This is a genomic window from Ectothiorhodospiraceae bacterium BW-2, from assembly GCA_008375315.1.
Lineage (GTDB): Bacteria > Pseudomonadota > Gammaproteobacteria > Thiohalomonadales > Thiohalomonadaceae > BW-2.
Genome location: CP032507.1, coordinates 2,635,940 through 2,658,517, shown reverse-complemented (window position 1 = coordinate 2,658,517; position 22,578 = coordinate 2,635,940). Strand labels below are relative to the sequence as shown.

Sequence of the window (22,578 nt, the reverse complement as noted above, 5' to 3'; positions counted from 1 at the left end):
CACCCGAGTCATCGTAAGATCCACTAATCTCTCTTATGAAACAGCTCTTTCAATTTTATAACCAAGAGTCTAACGCCCCTAAGGGCAAAATTTGGTTTATGGCTTCGGTCTCCGGCATCTCCAACGCCATTTTGCTTAGTATTATTAATATCGCTGCCGCCCAGATATCTAACCAAGCGTTAGAGGTACGCTTCTTCATTATCTATCTCGCCGCACTAATTCTGTTTATCTACGCCCAGCGCTACGCTCTAACCGAAACCACCATTGCGGTCGAAGAGCTAATTCGTAATGTGCGCCTGCGACTGGTCAACAAGCTGCGCCACGCCGAACTGCGTTTTATCGAATCCCACAACCCCACTGAGCTCTACCGCCCTATTACCGAAGAGAGTAATGCCATCTCGTTCGCCGCTACCGTGCTCGTCTCCGGATCACAGTCGATTATTCTGCTAGTCTCAGTCTCTATCTACCTCGGTTTTCTATCACTGCTCAGCTTTCTGATTTGCGTGGTATTTATTATAGTAGCGCTCTTCATCTACAAAGAGCACCATAAAAAGATTCGCGCTAAACTAGAGGAGTCGTATAGAAAAGAGAGCGAAGTCTTCTCCGCCATCACTACGACACTCAACGGTTTTAAAGAGATAAAGATCAACCGCGCTAAGAGTGATGGGCTATTTCAACATATCACCCGCACCTCAGACGAATATAAGGCGATTAAGGTCGATGCTAACCTGCGTCTTATTGTCGATATGATGTTTTCACAAATATCGTTCTACACCCTGCTACTCGTCTTGGTCTTTATTGTGCCGGTATTTGACCACACCCAAGCCGATATCGTCTTTAAGGTCAGTGCAACCATCCTGTTCATCATGGGACCGATTAATGGTCTGGTCAATTCGCTGCCGCTGCTAGCTAAGGTCAATGTCACCATTGAGGGGCTATACCATCTGGAGCAGGAGCTAGATAGCTCCATGGCTGAGCGGAGGGAGAGTGAGGAGTCACTCCAAGCCCCGGCCATGAGCTATATGAACAACCTAACGCTCGATGATCTCTATTTCCACTACACCAACTCCCAAGGACAGACGCTGTTTGAGGCTGGGCCATTTAACTTTAGCGCTCGTGCCGGCGAGATGATCTTTATTGTCGGCGGGAACGGCAGCGGTAAATCGACCCTGCTAAAGCTCCTCTGCGGTCTCTACTACCCCGATCGAGGCCATATTCGGGTCGATGAGACGCGCATTGACCACCTCAACTACCCGGCCTATCGTGAACTCTTCTCTATCGTCTTTACCGACTTCTATCTATTTGATCGGCTCTATGGCCTAGAGCATATCGATATCCAGCGGCTAAACCGACTCCTAAAAGAGATGAAGTTAGATCACAAAACCCAATTTATCGATGGCCGCTTTACAAATCGAGATCTCTCTACCGGGCAAAAAAAGCGCCTAGCGTTCATTATCGCCGTTTTGGAGCAGAAACCTATCTGCATCTTCGATGAGCTAGCAGCAGATCAAGATCCTGAGTTTCGTAAAAACTTCTACGAGAAGATTCTACCCGAGCTAAAGCAGGAGGGGCGACTGGTTATCGCCGTTACCCATGATGATCGCTACTTCCACTGTGCCGATAGAGTGTTGAAGATGGATTTTGGGCGGCTAGTTGAGCTCGATCCCTCTGAGTTTGCCTCCTCACGCGCCTAACGATGAGCATCCATCTCTACGCCCTCCCCTATGCCGGTGGCCACTCGCTAGTCTATCGCCCACTACAGCAGGCGCTAGCCCACTCCCCGATTACCCTACAGACGCTAGAGCTACCTGGGCGCGGCAAGCGGGCAAAAGAGCCGCTGCTGCACGATATCGATCGGCTAGTCGAGGATCTCTTCTCACAGCTACGACCCCAGCTAACGCCGGGGCAGCCCTATGCCCTCTTCGGTCACAGTATGGGCTCGCTGTTAGCGGTGCTGCTCGCCCGTCATCTAGCCCAGACTCCCGCCACTCCACAGCCGTGCCACCTCTTCTGTAGCGGTCGCGGTGCCCCCTCAGTTCGGGGCGAACAGCTACGAAACGAGAGCGACTATCGTCCCAAACATACCCTCCCCACGCCCGAATTTTGGGCCTATATCGACTCTCTCGGCGGCATTCCGCCAGAGTTAAAACAGCATCGGGAGCTAATGGAGTATGTCGAACCGATTGTTCGTGCCGATGTGGCGGCGTTAGAGAACTATACTCCAGTCACCGATGCCCCGGCGCTGACCGTGCCCATTAGCGTCATTTATGGCATTGAGGATAACGAACTCCATCCTGAAGGGATGGCCGCTTGGCGCAGCGTTAGCACCCTGCCACTAACGCTGCTGCCGATTAGTGGCGGCCACTTCTCGCTGTTTGAACAGCTCCCTTGGCTAACGGCTTCTCTACACGAGAAGCTAGTGCCGATTGACGCCACAGAGAACTTTAGTTAACCTGTGGGGCAGATATGGCCACTGGCAGCTTTCTATGAAGAATTCGGGCGGTCACGCGCTGTTGTACCAACCCGGGCAGATTTTCAATTAACTGATGAGACACACTTATGAACCAAGCATGTTTTCGACTCAAATCTACCACTCTAGCGCTTATGCTGGCAGCTCCAGCCCTCTTTTCGACTCAATCTCACGCTATGTCGCTAAAAGAGGCTACTGAGCTAGCTCTGAAAAATTCTCCCGGAATAATCAACGCCCGCATTAACTCTAAACTCAAAGAGGCTGATGAGCGAACCGCCCATAAATATTTTGACACCAAAATTGAGGCTGAATATACCATTAACAGCCTTGGCGGCTTTGAGTATCCCGATGAGTTTGAAGCCTTAAGCCTCGCCTCGTTGAATACCGATGCCCCTAAAACCAACTTTCTCCCCGATGAGACCACCGAAGGTAAATTCAAACTGAGTCTGAAAAAGATCTACCTAAACGGCATCTATACCGAGGTCGGCTTCGACTTGAGCCAGCGCGACTCTGAGCGTGACAAAATCAGTGCCAGCCCAGCCGTTGATGCCTTAAATAATGGCGGTCTCGATAAGAGCGTCGATGACTACTTTCCGATGAGCTACGGCGTGGTCAAACTGGTAACCCGCTTCCCACTCTGGGGGCGAGGTGATCTAGCCGAAGCGATCGGCGACTACCAGAATAAATACTACCTGTTTGAAGCGGCAGAGACCGAGCTCCAGCACGAAATTGCCAACATCCTCAAAAAGGCGATCGATGCCTACTGGGATAACCGTGCCGCAGCCGATATCTTCGCTCTGCGCCAAGAGTCACTAGAGCGCAGTCAGCGCTGGATGGATCAGATTAACGCCGTCATTGACCGGATGGAGGATCCTAGCGCCGTAAGAGCGCAATACGCCGCGCAACTTGATCGCATCGAAGGCTTTGTACAGTCTAAGCTACGAGAGCTCAACAGCGCCGAAACGGCCCTCAACGAGAGCCGCTCGGCGCTCGCTAAGAGTTTAGGTATCTCGATTGAAAAAGCGATCGAACTAGGTGATGCTAACGACGCCATGCCCCAACCGGCTCGTGTTAACAGCAACTTCGACTCCTCTAACTGGAACGAGCTAGCGGTTAATAACCGCATGGATATTAAAGCCAAAAAGCTGGAGCAGAAGGGTGCTGCTGAAATGCTCGACTGGTTTATGAACTTCAACTACCCTGAAGTCAATCTTATTCTAGCCGGCCACCAGCAGATGGTCGAATTTGGCGCAGAGGGGCCTGGAGGCTACCTAGATACCCTCGGTAGCCCTAGTGGCGATCTTGGCTATACCGTTGGACTACAGTTCAATATGAAGCTCGATAACAGCGCCGGTCGTGGCCGCGCGATTCAGGCCACCCTAAATAAGATGAAAAAGGAGATGGATCTGAAGCAGATTATGAACGAGGCGGGCGTTAGCACCAAATCGTTGGCCGATCAGGTACTCTCTAACATTAAAGAGGTAGAGTCTGCCGCCGACTCAGCCGCTGCCTATAAAAAATCGGTCGATGCTGCCCGTGCCGACAAGAGTCAAACCATCGATACCGCCTACCGTCAATTCGAGACCGAACGCGACTGGGTCGATAGTGAGGTCGATTACCTTGAGGCAATGACGAAACTAGCCAAAACCATCGCCCAAGTCCGTTTTGAGACCGGTACGCTCATTGAACAGACCGACGAAAACCAGCAGGTCGATCTGCAAAAACTGGTAACTCTACCCACCCGATAGCACCACACCACACCACAAGGCCGGTCTCTACCGGCCTTGTTCATCGTCTCATCCTCTCTAAACTGCCAACATCCCCTGCTCAATAATAAACGCCACAATCACCTCGACCCCCTGCCCCTGTTTCAAATTGGTAAAGAGAAACGGTCGCTCACCACGCATTTGACGGCTATCGCGCTCCATCACCTCCAGAGAGGCCCCGACATAGGGGGCGAGATCAATTTTATTAATCACCAGCAGATCAGAGCGGGTAATTCCCGGCCCCCCCTTACGAGGAATCTTCTCCCCCTCAGCCACATCGATCACATAGATAGAGAGATCGGCTAGCTCAGGACTAAACGTTGCCGCAAGATTATCGCCACCGCTTTCGATAAAGATGAGATCCAACTCAACCCATCTTTCGTCAAATCCGACCAAAATCCCCAAAATATATCGGGAACCCGATATGCTATTTTAATTAAATCAATTACTTGAGTTTTGAAAATAAATCGTAGTGCCATAATGTGACGGATAGGCTTGCAATCCCCCATTTTGCAGCTACACTGTCAGTATGTATATTCGTCGCACTACGATTAAAAGCCACGGCTCCGGTGAGCCCTACTTCACCTATCGACTGGTGGAATCCACCCGTGTGGCCGGCAAGGTCAAGCAACAGACCCTGCTCAATTTGGGTCGCCACTTTAGTGTAGAGTCGGCGCAATGGCCGCTTCTGACCGCCCGCATTGAGCAACTGTTGAACGCACAGGGCGATTTTCTCACCCTGGCACTGCCAACCGCCCTGGAGCAGACCGCCCAGCAGTTGAGCAACAAACTACAGCAAACCGGTTACGGCGAACCGTTACCGCCGCACACCTGGCAATCGGTCGATATGGACTCTCTGGAGCTAAGCCGGCCTCGTCAGGTTGGCATTGAACAGTTGGCTCTGCATGCGCTGCAACAGCTGAAACTGATTGATAAACTGCAAGAGCTTGGCTTTAACCGTCATGAACTGGCCGCAGCCATTGGCAATATCGTTGGGCGCATGGCTTCTCCTGCCAGCGAGTGGGCCACCTATCACTGGCTCCAGCAGCAGAGTGGACTGGGCGAGCTCATCGGTTATGACTTTGACGCCATGGGGCATGATCGCCTCTATCAAGCCAGCGACCTGCTCTGGAAACACAAAGCGGCACTGGAGGCCCATCTCTGGCAGCGGGAGCAGACGCTTTTCGATCTGAAGGAGACTATCGCCCTCTATGACTTGACCAATACCTTCTTTGAAGGAGCGCCCGACTCCGAACTGGCACAGCGTGGGCGCTCCAAGGAGCGGCGCAGTGACTGCCCGCTCGTTACCCTCGGTCTGGTACTCGATAGCAGTGGCTTTCCGCGCTGTTCACGCCACTTTGCCGGTAATGTCAGCGAACCCTCCACCCTGGAGGGTCTGCTCACTGAGCTGGAAGCCTCGCCACACAGTACTGTTATTATGGATGCCGGCATTGCCAGTGAGAAGAATCTACAGTGGCTGAAAGGTGCCGGTTACCACTATATTGTCGTGAGCCGTCAACCCCATCGAGAGTTTGATGAGACCCAGGCCACGCTGATCAAAGAGAGCCCCGGCAATTGCGTACGCGCGCAGCGGGTTGAGGATGGCGAGCGGGGGGAAGTCAAACTCTACTGCCACTCCGAAGCGCGAGAACTGAAAGAGCAGGCGATTCTGGATAGCATTGCGCAACGCTTTGAAGCGGGGTTAACCGCCCTTAATGAGGGACTATCTAAACCCCGTTGCACCAAAAGCAGCGAGAAAATCCATGAGCGGATTGGTCGGCTCAAACAGAAGTATTCCCGTGCAGCCGCCCGCTATACCATTAGCGTCAGCGAACAAGAGGGCAAAGCCACGGCCATCACCTGGTCTCTCAACGATGCCGCCGACTCAGCGGCCAGCCATCCCGGCGTCTACTGTCTGCGCACCGATTTACTCGATTGGGATGCTGCCAAGCTGTGGCAGACCTATATCCTGCTCACCGACCTCGAAGCGGTCTTTCGCAGCCTGAAAAGCGAACTGGGGATGCGCCCCGTCTATCACCATACAGCCGATCGCCTCGAGGGCCACCTCTTCATCACCCTGCTCGGTTACCATCTCGTGCATACGCTGCGACATCAACTCAAAGCACACGACATTCATGCGAGCTGGACATCCCTGCGACAGCTGTTTGCCAATCGTCAGCGGGTGAGTGTCACCGTCAAGCGTGAAGATAATCGCACCATTCATCTGCGCAAAACCACCCGCATCGAACCCCATCAACGTCCAGTTCTGGATGCGCTGGGACTCGACTATTCGGTCCATCCGACAAAGATGACGCTGATCTAAATTCGGCTCAGTCAACACGCGTTCTGCATTCTGCATCGTGAAAAATCATAGATGTAGTGCCATACTACCCATTGAATTCGTCTCAACTATTTGATTTTTTGCACTATTCGATCTAGCAAATCGAAAGATGGGTCAAAACGCCGAGTCAGCTCAGCGATGGCGGCTAAATTCATCGACGCATCTTCCCGAATCGCGGTATGGGGACAACCGCCGGTCTCGACGCCAATAATGCGATCACTACTAAGCGCCTTAGCGCGGGTTAAAATGTTGGCATCCTCTTGGGTGTAGATATCATTAGTCACCACACCAATGCGGTAGCGATCACGCATCGCTTTACAAAGTCGCTCTAATAGCGCGGTCTTACCGGAACCGACCGGCCCCCCTACCCCTACCCGTAACGGATTCGATTTAACCACACCCACACCCTCTCTTTAATTGACTAAAATTGATAAATCCACCCCGTTAATCGCTCTACGAACGATAGAGACGGCAATATTGAGTCTCATGGCGGCTACTAGCGTGAGCTAATGCCGGTAGTGAGGCTCCTAGCTCACTATCGGGCATCCTTAGGGCAGCCGCCACCATCGGCTCTACCTCCGCTCCTAACTGCAACAGCAGTCGCTGTCCCGCCGTCTGCCCTAAGGGCACTAACTTTACCGCCGCCCCCACCTGCCCCTCTAGCCAACTCCAGCTATAGCCACCCATTAGCGCAGCTAACGGAATTTGCCACCGAACGGCGGCCAACGCCAGCGGTGCGAGCTGATTTGAACTGAGTGAATCGTACCATGCCGGTAGATAGTCGAGCTGTAGATCGGTTAATAGCGTTATTAACGCCCGGCCTCGCTGCCGCTCCTCCTGCCGCAGCTCACCACTGTCACGCCACGCTAACAGAGAATCGCTCCAGTAGTGCAACGACGCGCTATCCTCGCAACTAACAGCCGCATAGAGTCGGCACAACAGCGGCAGATCGATCCGCTCTAGCGTGAGCTGTAGCTGCGATTGAAGCCACCCTCGTGCTGCCTCCTCATCAGTTACCCAACCTAACCCATCTTTCGATTTGCTAGATCGAATAGTGCAAAAAATCAAATAGTTGAGACGAATTCAATGGGTAGTATGGCACTACATCTATGATTTTTCACGATGCAGAATGCAGAACGCGTGTTGACTGAGCCGAATTTAGATCAGCGTCATCTTTGTCGGATGGACCGAATAGTCGAGTCCCAGCGCATCCAGAACTGGACGTTGATGGGGTTCGATGCGGGTGGTTTTGCGCAGATGAATGGTGCGATTATCTTCACGCTTGACGGTGACACTCACCCGCTGACGATTGGCAAACAGCTGTCGCAGGGATGTCCAGCTCGCATGAATGTCGTGTGCTTTGAGTTGATGTCGCAGCGTATGCACGAGATGGTAACCGAGCAGGGTGATGAAGAGGTGGCCCTCGAGGCGATCGGCTGTATGGTGATAGACGGGGCGCATCCCCAGTTCGCTTTTCAGGCTGCGAAAGACCGCTTCGAGGTCGGTGAGCAGGATATAGGTCTGCCACAGCTTGGCAGCATCCCAATCGAGTAAATCGGTGCGCAGACAGTAGACGCCGGGATGGCTGGCCGCTGAGTCGGCGGCATCGTTGAGAGACCAGGTGATGGCCGTGGCTTTGCCCTCTTGTTCGCTGACGCTAATGGTATAGCGGGCGGCTGCACGGGAATACTTCTGTTTGAGCCGACCAATCCGCTCATGGATTTTCTCGCTGCTTTTGGTGCAACGGGGTTTAGATAGTCCCTCATTAAGGGCGGTTAACCCCGCTTCAAAGCGTTGCGCAATGCTATCCAGAATCGCCTGCTCTTTCAGTTCTCGCGCTTCGGAGTGGCAGTAGAGTTTGACTTCCCCCCGCTCGCCATCCTCAACCCGCTGCGCGCGTACGCAATTGCCGGGGCTCTCTTTGATCAGCGTGGCCTGGGTCTCATCAAACTCTCGATGGGGTTGACGGCTCACGACAATATAGTGGTAACCGGCACCTTTCAGCCACTGTAGATTCTTCTCACTGGCAATGCCGGCATCCATAATAACAGTACTGTGTGGCGAGGCTTCCAGCTCAGTGAGCAGACCCTCCAGGGTGGAGGGTTCGCTGACATTACCGGCAAAGTGGCGTGAACAGCGCGGAAAGCCACTGCTATCGAGTACCAGACCGAGGGTAACGAGCGGGCAGTCACTGCGCCGCTCCTTGGAGCGCCCACGCTGTGCCAGTTCGGAGTCGGGCGCTCCTTCAAAGAAGGTATTGGTCAAGTCATAGAGGGCGATAGTCTCCTTCAGATCGAAAAGCGTCTGCTCCCGCTGCCAGAGATGGGCCTCCAGTGCCGCTTTGTGTTTCCAGAGCAGGTCGCTGGCTTGATAGAGGCGATCATGCCCCATGGCGTCAAAGTCATAACCGATGAGCTCGCCCAGTCCACTCTGCTGCTGGAGCCAGTGATAGGTGGCCCACTCGCTGGCAGGAGAAGCCATGCGCCCAACGATATTGCCAATGGCTGCGGCCAGTTCATGACGGTTAAAGCCAAGCTCTTGCAGTTTATCAATCAGTTTCAGCTGTTGCAGCGCATGCAGAGCCAACTGTTCAATGCCAACCTGACGAGGCCGGCTTAGCTCCAGAGAGTCCATATCGACCGATTGCCAGGTGTGCGGCGGTAACGGTTCGCCGTAACCGGTTTGCTGTAGTTTGTTGCTCAACTGCTGGGCGGTCTGCTCCAGGGCGGTTGGCAGTGCCAGGGTGAGAAAATCGCCCTGTGCGTTCAACAGTTGCTCAATGCGGGCGGTCAGAAGCGGCCATTGCGCCGACTCTACACTAAAGTGGCGACCCAAATTGAGCAGGGTCTGTTGCTTGACCTTGCCGGCCACACGGGTGGATTCCACCAGTCGATAGGTGAAGTAGGGCTCACCGGAGCCGTGGCTTTTAATCGTAGTGCGACGAATATACATACTGACAGTGTAGCTGCAAAATGGGGGATTGCAAGCCTATCCGTCACATTATGGCACTACGATTTATTTTCAAAACTCAAGTAATTGATTTAATTAAAATCGCATATCGGGTTCCCGATATATTTTGGGGATTTTGGTCGGATTTGACGAAAGATGGGCTAACTCAACCGCCGTCTCCAACCCCTGAGAGTAGGTAAACCCCCCCACCGGCAGCGCCGACGAGACTAGCTGTAGTAGCCGAACTAGCGCTTGTGGGGAGAGTGGGATCTCAGTGGTGAGGCTCATGCGAATGGCCCAGACCCTGCTCACCATAGGCACCCGACTCCGGTTCAAACGGCGCCTGTTCACATATCACGGTTAAGCCGAGGCCGACAACTAGCTGATCCAACACATGATCGTGCCGATAACGCAGCCAACCGTCACCAATCTGCAAAGCCACATGGCGATTACCCAAATGGTAACAGGCGCGTGCTAGCTGTAGCGCATCCTCACCACGAACCGTCGAGACCGTTTCGGCAGCGGCGCAGATCTCAACCACCACCCCCTCATCAGAGGCGATCTGATCGCCGCCACGCAACACCGGCCCCCGCTCAAGAAATAGCCCCGCGTCACGACCATCATCGAGGATAACCCGCAAGCGCCCCTTTACCCGCTGCTCTAGCGGTAGAGTGAGGGTCGTTTGCGCCGCCCTCCGCTCACGCAAGCGGTGAGTCAGTTTTAACATCACACTGTTAATGGCCCTCTCCCCCTAAAAGAGGTAGTAGCGCTGCGCCATCGGCAAAATATCGGCCGGCTCACAGACGAGCAGCTCGCCATCGGCACGCACCTGATAGCTCTGCGGATCGACGCTAATATCGGGCAGATAATGATTGAGCTTCATATCCTCTTTAGTGACATGACGACACCCCCGCACCGCCTCCAGACGATTTTTTAGCCCCAACTGTTCACCAATACCGCCCTTAAGTGCCGCCTGAGATAGAAAGGTGACCACAGTCGCATGACGGGCACGACCTAACGCGCCGAACATCGGTCGATAGTGGACTGGCTGCGGGGTCGGTATCGAGGCGTTAGCGTCCCCCATCGGGGCGGCGACAATCATCCCCCCCTTAATAATCAGACTCGGTTTGGTACCAAAAAAGGCCGGCTTCCAGAGAACCAGATCGGCCAGTTTACCCACCTCCACCGAACCGACCTTATGGGCGATACCGTGGCTTAGGGCAGGATTGATCGTATATTTAGCCACATAGCGCTTAGCGCGACCGTTATCATGGTGAGCAGGATCACCCTTTAGCGCCCCCCGCTGCTGTCTCATCTTATGCGCCGTCTGCCAAGTACGGGTAATCACCTCACCGACTCGCCCCATCGCCTGCGAATCGGAGGCGATCATCGAAAAGGCCCCTAAATCGTGCAAAATATCCTCCGCTGCAATCGTCTCGCGTCGAATGCGCGACTCGGCAAAGGCGATATCTTCGGCAATGCTAGGGTCCAGATGGTGACAGACCATTAACATATCGAGGTGTTCATCAACCGTATTAATCGTATAGGGGCGGGTCGGATTGGTCGAAGAGGGCAGTACATGCGCCACCCCACACGCCTTAATAATATCGGGCGCGTGTCCTCCTCCCGCCCCCTCAGTGTGGTAGGTGTGAATGGTACGCCCCTTTAACACCGCTAAAGTATCTTCGACAGTAACCGTTCACTCTCCCCGCTAAATTTTACCCCTCACCCCAACCCTCTCCCGCCGGGAGAGGGAGATTAAGGAGGGAGAGTGAACGGTTACCTTCGACAAAGCCCGACTCATTTAGCGTATCGGTATGGATAGCCACTTGGACATCATACTCCTCAGCCACGCTCAGACAGTTATCGATGGCCGCTGGGGTGGTGCCCCAATCTTCATGCAGCTTTAGCCCAATCGCCCCCGCCTGTAGCTGCTCTGCGAGCGGTAGCGGCAGCGAGGCGTTGCCCTTGCCCAAAAAGCCGAGATTCACCGGCAGCTCATCGGCGGCCTGTAGCATACGGTGGATATTCCACGGCCCCGGGGTACAGGTGGTCGCATTAGTTCCCGTGGCCGGCCCGGTACCGCCACCGAGCATCGTGGTCACCCCCGACATTAGCGCCTCCTCTATCTGCTGTGGACAGATAAAGTGGATATGGGCATCGACACCACCGGCGGTCACAATCTGCCCCTCGGCCGCAATCACTTCGGTACCTGGGCCGATAATAATATCAACCCCCGACTGAATATCGGGATTCCCCGCCTTACCGATGGCGACGATATGGCCCTCTTTAATACCGATATCGCCCTTAACGATCCCCCACCAGTCGAGAATTAGCGCATTAGTTATCACCACATCGACCACTTCAGCCGCTGGCCGTTGACTCTGACCCATACCGTCACGAATCACTTTGCCGCCGCCAAATTTGACCTCATCGCCGTAACAGGTGAAATCGCGCTCGACCTCTATCCATAGATCACTATCGGCGAGTCGAACTCTGTCGCCGGTGGTCGGGCCAAACATCTGCGCATAGGCCCCTCTGTCGAGACTACTCATTGTCACCCTCCTCACGCTGATCTAGTGCCCCCATCACAGCGCCATGAAAGCCGTACACATTGCGATCACCGCTATAGGCGACCAGCTCCACCTCACGCCGCTGCCCTGGCTCAAATCGCACCGCCGTTCCAGCAGCAATATTGAGCCGACAACCACGAGTCAACTCGCGCTCAAACACCAGAGCCGAATTGGTCTCGTAGAAGTGGTAGTGGGAGCCGACCTGTATCGGTCGATCACCTTGATTAGCGACCATTAGCCGCAGTCGGGGACGATCTTGATTAAGCGTTAGCTCCCCCGGCAGGGTGACGATCTCGCCTGGCTGTAACGGCTCAGTCGGCCCCTCACACTGCGACTCAGCAGATGGCAAGATCGGATCGTGCACCGTCACCAGTTTGGTGCCATCGGGGAAGGTCGCCTCGACCTGTACTTCGTGAATCATCTCCGCCACCCCCGGCATCACCTCGGCGGTCGGTGGTCAAAACATCTCGCCCAGCGTGCATCAGCTCCGCGACCGTTCGACCGTCACGCGCCCCCTCCAAAATCGCCATGCTAATCAGTGCCACCGCTTCGGGGTAGTTAAGCTTCACCCCTCGTTCGCGCCGCCGCTCGGCGACTAACGCTGCGGTAAAGAGCAGCAGTTTATCTCTCTCTCTTGGGGTCAGTTCCATCGCTCAATCACTCCAACGGTTATTAAGTTGCCCATATACGCGGTAAGACCGGCTCTGTTTTTAACAGCAGAGGTCGTGCTAGCTGCCAAATATCGCGAAAAATCTGTTGCGCCTGCCAACTATCCTCACCTAGATAGCGGGTGACTGAGAGGCTATCTAACAGCGTGGTGCTACAGCTAGGCTCGGCCTCAATACGCTGACGAATCTTCTCGCGCAGCAGCGCATCGGCCCGATGGATAATGAGACTCCCCACCACCGGCAGTCCCCTTAAACCGGCCTGCTGCCTTAGCTGGGGCCGCCATAGCTGCCGCTCTAGTAGCAACGGCCGCTGCTGCTGATAGATAGCCAGACTCAGATCGAGCTGCCCCTGTTCAAACCGCTCACCATTGACCGGCCGACCTAAACAGTGGAGTTCGGAGTAGATTAACCGACTCTGTCGCTGTAGCTGAATCACACTGTTAGCTCTGACCTGCGCCCCAGAAAAATAGATATTCTCCTGCGGTAACCACTCCAATTCGCTCTGCTCCGCTAGCAGTAGCTGGTGTTCGACCACCGCAGTCTCACTCGCACTACGGTAGAATTTAGTCGCCCCCGGCGTTGTGATCAGCGTCTGCGTCTTTGGGGCGGCGCTCATAGCCACCCTCAACCCATCCCCTCCAACGACCCCTCCCGGCGGATGGAGTAGATAGAGGTGGCAGCGCCCCCCTTCAGGGTAGAAGGGGCGCTGTATGGCCAACGGCCCCTTTTGACTCCGCTCGGTTAACCATGTCTTATCGCCAAACCGCCGCAGACCGAGCATAAGCTCCGCCTGCCAGCCCGACAGTTCGGCAACCTTCACCCTTTCATATTATTGTCAAGCGGCTCCCGTTTCGCCAGCCTCATCCGACGCAACCCTACCCCAGCGGCGACCAGCGCCAGCACCACGGCGACGACAATGACCTCCAACAGGTGGCTAGTCGTGATCGTATGCCATAGATTGGCCCAATAGCTGTTAGCCGCGTGATCACCGTGTGCCATAACACGCCAGGACGAAACCAGTAACAGACCCAAAATGAGTGATCTCTTCATCTTCATGCTCCTCAATATAACTCATGACGGTAATGCATCAAACAGTCAAATACTGCTGAATTAGCTGCTCATTTAACCCTTTTATCTCCCCTTTGGCAACCACCCGACCGCGATCCATTAAGATAAAATTGTCGCCGACCCGCCGCGCAAAGGGGAGTTTTTGCTCGACTAACAGGACTGTCAAACCGAAATCATGGTTCAAACGGCGAATAATATCGCCAATCTCATGCACGATATTGGGCTGAATCCCCTCGGTCGGCTCATCCAGAATTAGCATCTTCGGATCAATCGCCAGCGCCCGCCCTATCGCCAACTGCTGCTGTTGCCCCCCGGAGAGATCGCCGCCACGACGCTGTAGCATCTGCTTTAGCACCGGAAAGAGTTCAAAAATCGTCTCCGGTATCCCTTTTTGGCCATCAGCTCGCGCCGGCAGCCCGATCTGTAGATTCTCCTCTACCGTTAATAGCGGAAAGATCTGCCGCCCCTGCGGTACATAGCCGATACCTAGTGGCGCTCTCGCCTCGGTCGGCAGTGACTGCAACGGCTGCTGCTGATAGAGAATCTCGCCACTACGAATCGGCTCTAGCCCCATAATCGAGCGTAACAGCGTGCTCTTACCGACCCCGTTGCGCCCCATCAACACGGTGCACTTACCCTCTTCCAGACTCAAATCGAGATCCCACAGCGTATGGCTCTCGCCATAATATTGATTTAATTGGTTAATAGTAATCACACTTCTGCCCCGCTACTCTCCTAAATAGACCTCGATTACCTTGGGGTTATTTTGTACCTCATCCATGCTCCCCTCAGCTAATACACTCCCTTGATGTAGTACCGTTACTTTGCGAGCAATAGAGCGAACAAAATCCATATCGTGCTCGACCACTACCACCGTATGCTCACCTGCGAGCGAGGTGAGCAGCTCGGCGGTTCTATCCATCTCCTGATGGGTCATACCGGCCACCGGCTCATCGACTAGCAGTAGTTGCGGATTCTGCATCAATAGCATCCCGATCTCTAGCCACTGCTTCTGGCCGTGGGAGAGGTTACCGGCGAGCCGCCCTACCTGCTCGGTCAGGCCGATACTCTGCAACACTTGGGCGATTCTCCCCTCCTGCTCACTACTCAGTCGGGCTCGTAGGGTTGCAAAGACCCCCTTATCCCCCGCCATCGCCAGCTCCAGATTTTCAAAGACGCTATGAGACTCAAACACGGTCGGCTTCTGAAATTTACGCCCGATACCGGCCCGAGCAATCTCCGGTTCATCCATACGCAACAGATTAAACCGCTGCCCAAACCAAGCGGTACCGCTATCGGGGCGAGTTTTACCGGTAATAATATCCATCATCGTCGTCTTACCCGCCCCATTAGGGCCGATAATACAACGCAACTCGCCGACATCAAGATAGAGATTCAGATTGTTAATGGCTTTAAAGCCATCAAAACTAACCGCAATATCCTCCAAATAGAGCAGCGTGCCGTGGCTTAAATCGAGCCCCTCGACCTCTTTAGGCACCAAAAAATCGAACACCTGATCTCGTCGTAACGACTGTGCCATTGCCATTAGCTCGCCCCCTTGCGTTGAAAGAGTCCAGCAACCCCACGGGGTAACCAGAGGGTGACCAGTACGAACAGCGCTCCGAGCAGGAACAGCCACGCATCGGGCATCACGCCGGTCAGCCAGCTCTTGCCGTAGTTGACCATTATCGCCCCAATCACCGCCCCATAGAGGGTATGACGCCCCCCAACAGCGACCCAAATCACCAGCTCAATCGAATTTAACGGCGAAAATTCACCCGGATTGATAATTCCCACCTGCGGTACATAGAGCGCTCCAGCCACACCGGCCAACATAGCAGAGAGGACAAAGACAAACAGCTTCGTATTCTCCACCCGATAACCGATAAAGCGAGTTCGATCCTCAGCATCGCGCACCGCCACCATCAGCCGACCAAAACGGGAGATAATCAGCGCCCGACAGAGCAGATAGCCGGCCATAAGCGCCACACCAGAGGCGATGAAGAGGCCAATGCGGGTCGAATCGGCCTGCAGACTAAAGCCGAGGATATCTTTAAAGTCGGTTAAGCCGTTATTGCCACCAAACCCCATCTCATTGCGAAAGAAGGCGAGCATCAGCGCATAGGTCAACGCCTGGGTCATAATCGACAGATAGACCCCAGTGACCCGAGAGCGAAACGCCAGCCAGCCAAAGAGAAACGCCAACAGCCCCGGAATGAGCAGCACCATAAGCGCGGCAAACCAAAAGTGTTCAAAACCTAACCAAAACCAAGGGAGCTCCTGCCAGTTAAGAAAGACCATAAAGTCGGGCAGCTCGGCGTTCCCATAGACCCCTCGATCACCGACTTGGCGCATGAGGTACATCCCCATCGCATAGCCGCCGAGGGCAAAAAAGGCCGCATGGCCAAGGCTAAGAATCCCGAGATAGCCCCACACCAGATCGAGCGCCAGCGCCAATAGTGCATAGGTGAGATACTTCCCCAGCAGCGTGACAGTGTAGGTACTTAAATAGAGCGGACTCGACTCCGGTAGGCTATTGAGAATCGGCACCCCTACCAACACCAGCAGCAGCAGCGCTAACATCACCTGCCCACCACGATCACCCTGCAACAGCTTCCATACTCCCATCACTTAGCCCTCCACCGCTCGACCCTTTTGCGGAAAGAGTCCTCGCGGTCGTTTCTGAATAAAGAGGATGATAAAGACCAGCACCAATATTTTAGCCAGCACAGCTCCGGCCCACGGCTCCATAAACTTATTGACCACCCCCAGACTCATACCGGCCACCAGCGTCCCCCAAAGGTTACCGACCCCGCCAAAGACCACCACCATAAACGAGTCGATAATATAGGCTTGACCCAAATTGGGGCCGACATTAGTTAACTGCGACAGCGCCACTCCAGCGATGCCGGCTATCCCCGAACCGAGGCCGAATGTCAGCGCATCGACTCGGCCAGATCGCACCCCCATCGCCTGCGCCATCGCCCGATTTTGAGCCACTGCCCGCACCTGTAGCCCCAGTACACTCTTTTTCAGTACATAAAAGAGCGCTGCAAAAACCAACAGAGAGAAGAGAATAATCGCCACCCGATTCATCGTCAGTGACAGCACCGAGTTAATCTCAATCGAACCGGCGAGCCACTCGGGGTTGGAGACCGGCACATTCTGCGGTGAGATGAGCGTTCGCACGAGCTGCTGCAACACCAAACTGATACCAAAAGTGGCCAGCAGCGTCTCTAGTGGCCGACCATAGAGGTGGCGAATCACCCCCCGCTCAATCGCGATCCCAACCAGCCCGGAGACTAAAAAGGCCGCCGGTATCGCTAAAATCAAAGCCGTGCCGATAGCGTTCGGCATTAGCTGCTGTAAAAACCAGCTCGTATAGGCACCGAGCATTATTAGCTCGCCGTGGGCCATATTGATCACCCCCATCACCCCAAAGGTGATCGCCAGCCCAATCGCAGCTAGCACTAGCACAGAGCCGAGGCTGATGCCAAAAAAGAGGGTCTCGATATTGGCGTAGATCTGCCGCTGCTGATCAATCCTCTTTAACGCCCTCTCGGCGGCCTGTTGCAGCTCAACCACCTCACTCTCGCTTAGTTGCAGCAGCCGATTGCGTACCTCCGGCTCTAGTGATCCGGCGAGAGTCTCAATCGCGGCCAACTGCTGCGGCAGCTCCTTGCCATTGAGATCGGCAATCGCTAACGCCACCGTTAGCGCCTGCTTCACCTCACGATGCATCTCCTGCGCCTCCAGGCGGCGCAGCTCACTCACCAGAGTGCTATCGAGATCGCTATAGAGCGCCTTAACTGCCGCTAAACGAATTTGGCTATCGGGATTCTGGAGCCGCATCTGTGCTAAGGCGGTGCGAATCTCACCCCGCATATTGTTGTTAATCGTCACCCGCTGTAGCGCCCGTTTAGACAACGGCGGCAACGGCTGCCCGCTCAAAACGCTCTCGGTCAGACTCCCCTCATCACCCTCTTCGAGGTGATAGACTAGCGCCTTGTCGGCTTTATAGAGATAGAGCTTCCCCTGCATGAGGGCAGTTAAGAGCCGCTCACTGCGTGCATCACCACTATTAGCACGGGTAGTGATCGCCGCCTCCTTTTGGCTAAAAGATCGCTGCTGTAGCTGCTCTAACCCCTCTTCAAACTGAGAGTTAGCGCTTAGTACGACAGGAAACCCTAACAGCAGTAGCGTCAGGATGCGGTAGATATTGGCTAGAGACATAGCTAGAGTTCCACTAAAAAGGGGCTCCCCTGAAGAATGGGAGAAAAGAGGTTCAGGGGAGCCCAACTCACCTTAGGAAGAGATATCGAGGGCGATAGCTTAGCCCGTTAGTAGTTTTGCCCTGAACATTTGGCGGTTTTGACATTGTAGTTACCACAAGCAAGGGGTTGACGCCAATCGGCGATCAGATCCTTCGAGCCGGGCAAGAAGTCTGACCACGCATCGCCGACCACTAGCCCTGAGGTCTCCCAAACGATAGCAAACTGGCCATCATCCTGAATTTCGCCAATTAAGACCGGCTTGGTGATATGGTGGTTCGGCATCATCGCCGAGTAGCCGCCACTCAAATTGGGCACGGTGACCCCAATAATCGCCTCTTGCACCGCTGCCGGATCGGTCGTGCCCGCCTTTTCGACCGCTTTGACCCACATATTAAAGCCGATATAGTGCGCCTCCATCGGATCGTTGCTCACCCGCTTCTCATCCCCAATAAAGCTGTGCCAGGCGTTAATAAACTGATCATTCGCCTCCGAATCGACACTCATAAAGTAGTTCCATGCGGCCAGATGGCCGACCAGCGGTTTAGTGTCGATACCGGAGAGCTCCTCTTCACCGACTGAGAAGGCGACCACCGGAATATCTTCCGCCGAAATACCCTGATTTCCTAGCTCTTTATAGAAGGGGACATTGGCATCGCCATTAATGGTTGAGACCACCGCACTCTTCTTACCGGCGGTGCCAAACTTTTTAATATCCGAAACAATCGACTGCCAATCGGAGTGGCCGAAGGGGGTGTAGTTAATCATAATATCCTCCTCAGCCACCCCTCTATCTTTCAAGTAGGCTTCGAGAATTTTATTAGTGGTACGAGGATAGACATAGTCGGTGCCAGCGAGAACCCAGCGCTCGACACCGAGATCGTTCATCAGATAATCGACCGCCGGAATCGCCTGTTGGTTAGGTGCGGCACCAGTATAGAAGACATTTTTGGAAGACTCCTCGCCCTCGTACTGTACCGGATAGAAGAGCAGGCTATTGAGCTCTTCAAATACCGGCAGTACCGATTTACGCGATACTGAAGTCCAACAACCAAACACCGCATCGACACCGCGTTTTTCGACCAGCTCACGCGCCTTTTCGGCAAATAGGGGCCAATTAGAGGCGGGATCGACCACCACCGCCTCAAGTTGCCTGCCCAACACGCCGCCCTTTTTATTCTGCTCATTAATCAGCATAAGCATCGTATCTTTAAGGGTGGTTTCGCTAATCGCCATGGTACCAGAGAGGGAGTGGAGCACTCCCACCTTAATCGTATCGTAACCGTTCACTCTCCCCGCTAAATTGTACCCCTCACCCCAACCCTCTCCCGCCGGGAGAGGGAGATTAAGGAGGGAGAGTGAACGGTTACATCGTATCCGCCGCCTGAGCTAACATCGAGAGGGACAAACCGCCGGTTAGCGCCAGAGTTAAAGCCAACGGCTTCGGTTGAAAGTTAAGTGGCATAGAAGATATCTCCTTGAAGGAATGCTGTTTCGGGTGAACACCACACTCGGTGTGCGGTACTGCCCTAACAATCAGCAAATAGAGCGCCACTTAATAAGAGTTTTTTTAATTTTTATTAACTTAGGATGTCATTCGAGTCGCTCGAACGGCGCGGCTCTAAGGCCAGATGCACCAAATAGGTGCGGTAATGATTCAGTTATGGTGCATCTTTAGTGCAGAGACAATTTTAACCAGATCGACACTCTCCGCCACATCGTGCACCCGAATAATGTTAGCCCCCTGCCACAGCGCTAGCGCCGCCATCGTCAGGCTCCCCGCCAAGCGCTGCTCCACTTCACGACCTGTGATCTGGCCTAACATCGATTTGCGCGATAGCCCGACCAAAAGGGGCCGTTTAAAGCTAGCCAGTTGCGGTAGCCGATTTAACAGCGCCAGATTATCTTGTAACCGTTTGCCAAAGCCGAAACCGGGGTCGAGAATCAGCCGCTGGCGACTAATACCGGCCTCTTCACAGGCACGCATTCGTTCACTAAGAAAATCGGCCACCTCAGTAACGACCTCACGATAGTTCGGCTGCTGCTGCATCGTCTTCGGTTCACCCTGCATGTGCATCAGGCAGATCGGGACATTGAGTGTCGCTGCGCACTCTAGCGCCCCTTCGGCTCTCAGGGCATAGACATCATTAATCATCGAAGCCCCCGCCTCAACAGCGGCCTGCATAACCGCAGGCTTACTGGTGTCGATTGAGAGCGGCGTCTGAAAGCGAGCGGCCAGCGCCTCAATCACCGGAATGACCCGTCGTAGCTCCTCGCTCTCACCCACCGCCTCAGAACCGGGGCGGGTTGACTCTCCGCCGATATCGATAATATCCGCGCCGGCATCCACCATCGCTTCGGCCTGACACAGCGCCGCATCAAGGGTGTTAAAACGCCCCCCATCCGAAAACGAGTCGGGGGTGACATTGAGCACCCCCATCACTTGACGCCGGAAGGGATCGAACTCCCCGCCGTTATTAAGCCGCTGCACTCTCTGTTTAGTGCTGTTCGGCGGTGCCACCGAGGGTGCCAGCGTCGTCCTTGCCCTTGCCCTTAGGTGCCCTTTTTGACGCCGATTCATCCTCATCTTTTGGGGTCGGGGTACCTTGACGATCATCCCAATCTTCGGGGGGGCGCGGCTCTCTACCGGCCATAATGTCGTCAATCTGCTTCGCATCGATAGTTTCGTACTTCATCAACGCCCCAGCCATGAGATGTAGCTGCTCTATATGATCGGTCAAAATCTGCTTAGCACGGTCAAAGTTGGTATCGATAACGCGACGAATCTCCTCATCGATAATATGCGCCGTCTCGTCAGAGACATGTTTATGGCGAGTGACCGAGCGCCCTAAAAAGACCTCTCCCTCCTCTTCGGTGTACATTAACGGGCCGAGCTTGGCCGAGAGCCCCCACTTAGTCACCATGTTGCGTGCGAGTTCAGTCGCCCGCTCAATATCGTTAGAGGCGCCGGTCGTGACCTGATCGCTACCGAAAACCAGCTCCTCAGCCAACCGCCCCCCAAAGAGGCTCGAAATTTGGCTCTCCAGCCGCTGTTTCGTGTGGCTGTAACGATCCTCTTCGGGCAGGAACAGAGTCACGCCGAGAGCACGACCGCGAGGAATAATGGTCACCTTGTGCACCGGATCGTGTTCGGGCACCATGCGGCCAACAATGGCGTGTCCTGCCTCATGGTAGGCGGTGAGCCGCTTCTCCTTCTCAGACATCACCATCGATCGGCGTTCAGCCCCCATCATGATCTTATCTTTAGCTCGCTCAAAATGGTCCATCCGCACCGTCTTCTGGTCAGAACGGGCGGCAAATAGCGCCGCTTCATTGACCAGATTAGCTAGATCGGCCCCAGAGAAGCCGGGGGTACCTCGGGCAATAATTGAGGCTTCAACATCATCATTGAGCGGCACTTTGCGCATGTGGACGCTCAAAATCTGCTCCCGTCCACGCAGATCGGGCAGCGGTACCACCACCTGACGGTCGAAACGGCCAGGGCGCAGCAGGGCCGGATCGAGAACATCGGGGCGGTTAGTCGCTGCGATAACGATAACTCCCTCATTCCCCTCAAACCCATCCATCTCAACCAGTAGCTGGTTTAAGGTCTGCTCCCGTTCGTCGTGCCCCCCCCCGAGACCGGCGCCACGATGGCGACCGACTGCGTCGATTTCATCGATAAAGATAATGCAGGGGGCGTGCTTTTTGGCCTGTTCGAACATATCTCGTACCCGTGAGGCACCTACGCCGACAAACATCTCCACAAAATCGGAGCCGGAGATGGTAAAAAAGGGCACCTTCGCCTCGCCGGCAATCGCTTTTGCAAGCAAGGTTTTACCGGTACCGGGGGAGCCGACCATGAGTACGCCGCGGGGAATTTTGCCACCGAGCTTCTGAAATTTGCTCGGATCACGCAGAAATTCGACCAATTCAGAGACCTCATCCTTCGCCTCTTCCACCCCAGCGACATCGTTAAAGGTCACCTTGACCTGATCTTCGCTTAACATCCGCGCCTTCGATTTCCCGAACGACATCGCCCCTCGGCCACCGGCTCCGCCCTGCATCTGACGCATAAAGAAGATCCAGACCCCGATAAGCAGCAGCATCGGGAACCAAGAGATAAAGATTTGGGTTAGCAGTCCCTGTTTCTCCGGGGCTTTCGCATCGATCACCACACCATTGTTAAGTAGATCGGCGATAAGGCCCGGATCATCCGGCCCATAGGTAGAAAAACGCTCATTATTATCGTAGTAACCATAAATGTAGTTCCCTTCAATAATCACCCGCTGCACTTTGCCTTGCTTAACATCATCAAGAAAACGGGAGTACTCTAGCTGCAGGCTTGCTGGCTGTTGCGGTCCAAAGTTATTGAACACCGACATCAAGACTACGGCGATAACCATCCATAACAGGATATTTTTTACAATGTCGCTCAATTTAAGCCCCTCTCAATTTTAGCTACAATCCAA

At 54.3% G+C, this 22,578-nt stretch carries 16 protein-coding genes and 5 pseudogenes; 4 read left to right on the top strand and 17 right to left on the bottom strand.

The genetic code is table 11. The features are described 5' to 3' along the window. Nucleotides 1–35 precede the first annotated feature (35 nt). From D5085_12765 to D5085_12755, 3 genes are all read left to right on the top strand, one after another. Complete coding sequence (locus D5085_12765) at nt 36–1,694, top strand: cyclic peptide export ABC transporter (protein ID QEP43911.1); 1,659 nt, start codon at nt 36–38, stop codon at nt 1,692–1,694. A gap of 2 nt (nt 1,695–1,696) precedes the next feature. Continuing rightward, entirely contained in the window at nt 1,697–2,452 is a 756-nt protein-coding gene (locus tag D5085_12760; protein QEP43910.1) for a thioesterase, read from the top strand. Between the two features lie 107 nt (nt 2,453–2,559). Further along, nucleotides 2,560–4,218, top strand: coding sequence for a TolC family protein (locus D5085_12755; GenBank protein ID QEP43909.1), 1,659 nt, complete (start codon nt 2,560–2,562; stop codon nt 4,216–4,218). 57 nt (nt 4,219–4,275) lie between these two features. Here the strand turns inward: D5085_12755 and D5085_12750 are convergent. After that, nucleotides 4,276–4,617 (bottom strand): annotated as a pseudogene (locus D5085_12750) (urease accessory protein UreG). A gap of 148 nt (nt 4,618–4,765) precedes the next feature. On the opposite strand from D5085_12750, the gene D5085_12745 reads away from it, so the two are divergent. After that, entirely contained in the window at nt 4,766–6,559 is a 1,794-nt protein-coding gene (locus tag D5085_12745; GenBank protein ID QEP43908.1) for an IS1634 family transposase, read from the top strand. A gap of 113 nt (nt 6,560–6,672) precedes the next feature. Here the strand turns inward: D5085_12745 and D5085_12740 are convergent. The 16 genes and pseudogenes from D5085_12740 to ftsH form a co-directional block, all read right to left on the bottom strand. After that, nucleotides 6,673–6,975 (bottom strand): annotated as a pseudogene (locus D5085_12740) (urease accessory protein UreG). A gap of 55 nt (nt 6,976–7,030) precedes the next feature. Beyond that, nucleotides 7,031–7,660 carry an urease accessory protein UreF gene (locus tag D5085_12735; protein QEP43907.1) on the bottom strand — a complete coding sequence of 210 codons (630 nt, stop codon included), beginning with the start codon at nt 7,658–7,660 and terminating at the stop codon, nt 7,031–7,033. Nucleotides 7,661–7,735: 75 nt separating this feature from the next. Continuing rightward, entirely contained in the window at nt 7,736–9,529 is a 1,794-nt protein-coding gene (locus tag D5085_12730) for an IS1634 family transposase (protein QEP43906.1), read from the bottom strand. A gap of 162 nt (nt 9,530–9,691) precedes the next feature. Continuing rightward, nucleotides 9,692–9,814: pseudogene (locus D5085_12725) on the bottom strand (urease accessory protein UreF). Further along, nucleotides 9,798–10,253 carry an urease accessory protein UreE gene (gene ureE / locus D5085_12720; GenBank protein QEP43905.1) on the bottom strand — a complete coding sequence of 152 codons (456 nt, stop codon included), beginning with the start codon at nt 10,251–10,253 and terminating at the stop codon, nt 9,798–9,800. The pseudogene D5085_12725 and the gene ureE overlap by 17 nt, the downstream one beginning before the upstream one ends. 24 nt (nt 10,254–10,277) lie before the next feature. After that, nucleotides 10,278–12,081, bottom strand: a pseudogene (locus D5085_12715) (urease subunit alpha). Continuing rightward, a pseudogene (locus tag D5085_12710) lies at nt 12,074–12,749 on the bottom strand (urease subunit gamma). Before D5085_12710 ends, D5085_12715 begins: the two co-directional pseudogenes overlap by 8 nt. Nucleotides 12,750–12,771: 22 nt before the next feature. Beyond that, entirely contained in the window at nt 12,772–13,587 is an 816-nt protein-coding gene (locus D5085_12705; protein QEP43904.1) for an urease accessory protein UreD, read from the bottom strand. Then, the gene (locus D5085_12700) at nt 13,584–13,817 is read right to left on the bottom strand and encodes a hypothetical protein (GenBank protein ID QEP43903.1); all 234 of its coding nucleotides are present in this window, start codon (nt 13,815–13,817) and stop codon (nt 13,584–13,586) included. The genes D5085_12705 and D5085_12700 overlap by 4 nt, the downstream gene beginning before the upstream one ends. Before the next feature lie 37 nt (nt 13,818–13,854). Next, nucleotides 13,855–14,550, bottom strand: a complete 696-nt coding sequence (urtE, locus tag D5085_12695) for an urea ABC transporter ATP-binding subunit UrtE (GenBank protein ID QEP43902.1) — start codon at nt 14,548–14,550, stop codon at nt 13,855–13,857. A 12-nt stretch (nt 14,551–14,562) separates the two neighbouring features. Further along, nucleotides 14,563–15,381, bottom strand: coding sequence for an urea ABC transporter ATP-binding protein UrtD (gene urtD, locus D5085_12690; GenBank protein QEP43901.1), 819 nt, complete (start codon nt 15,379–15,381; stop codon nt 14,563–14,565). Continuing rightward, nucleotides 15,381–16,463, bottom strand: a complete 1,083-nt coding sequence (urtC, locus tag D5085_12685) for an urea ABC transporter permease subunit UrtC (protein ID QEP43900.1) — start codon at nt 16,461–16,463, stop codon at nt 15,381–15,383. The genes urtD and urtC overlap by 1 nt, the downstream gene beginning before the upstream one ends. A gap of 3 nt (nt 16,464–16,466) precedes the next feature. Then, on the bottom strand, nt 16,467–18,068 hold the full coding sequence (gene urtB, locus D5085_12680) for an urea ABC transporter permease subunit UrtB (protein QEP43899.1): 1,602 nt from the start codon (nt 18,066–18,068) through the stop codon (nt 16,467–16,469). 107 nt (nt 18,069–18,175) lie between these two features. Next, entirely contained in the window at nt 18,176–19,483 is a 1,308-nt protein-coding gene (gene urtA, locus D5085_12675; protein ID QEP43898.1) for an urea ABC transporter substrate-binding protein, read from the bottom strand. A 280-nt stretch (nt 19,484–19,763) separates the two neighbouring features. Next, nucleotides 19,764–20,546, bottom strand: a complete 783-nt coding sequence (gene folP, locus D5085_12670; GenBank protein QEP45155.1) for a dihydropteroate synthase — start codon at nt 20,544–20,546, stop codon at nt 19,764–19,766. A 58-nt stretch (nt 20,547–20,604) separates the two neighbouring features. After that, on the bottom strand, nt 20,605–22,545 hold the full coding sequence (gene ftsH, locus D5085_12665; GenBank protein ID QEP43897.1) for an ATP-dependent zinc metalloprotease FtsH: 1,941 nt from the start codon (nt 22,543–22,545) through the stop codon (nt 20,605–20,607). Nucleotides 22,546–22,578: the final 33 nt, after the last annotated feature.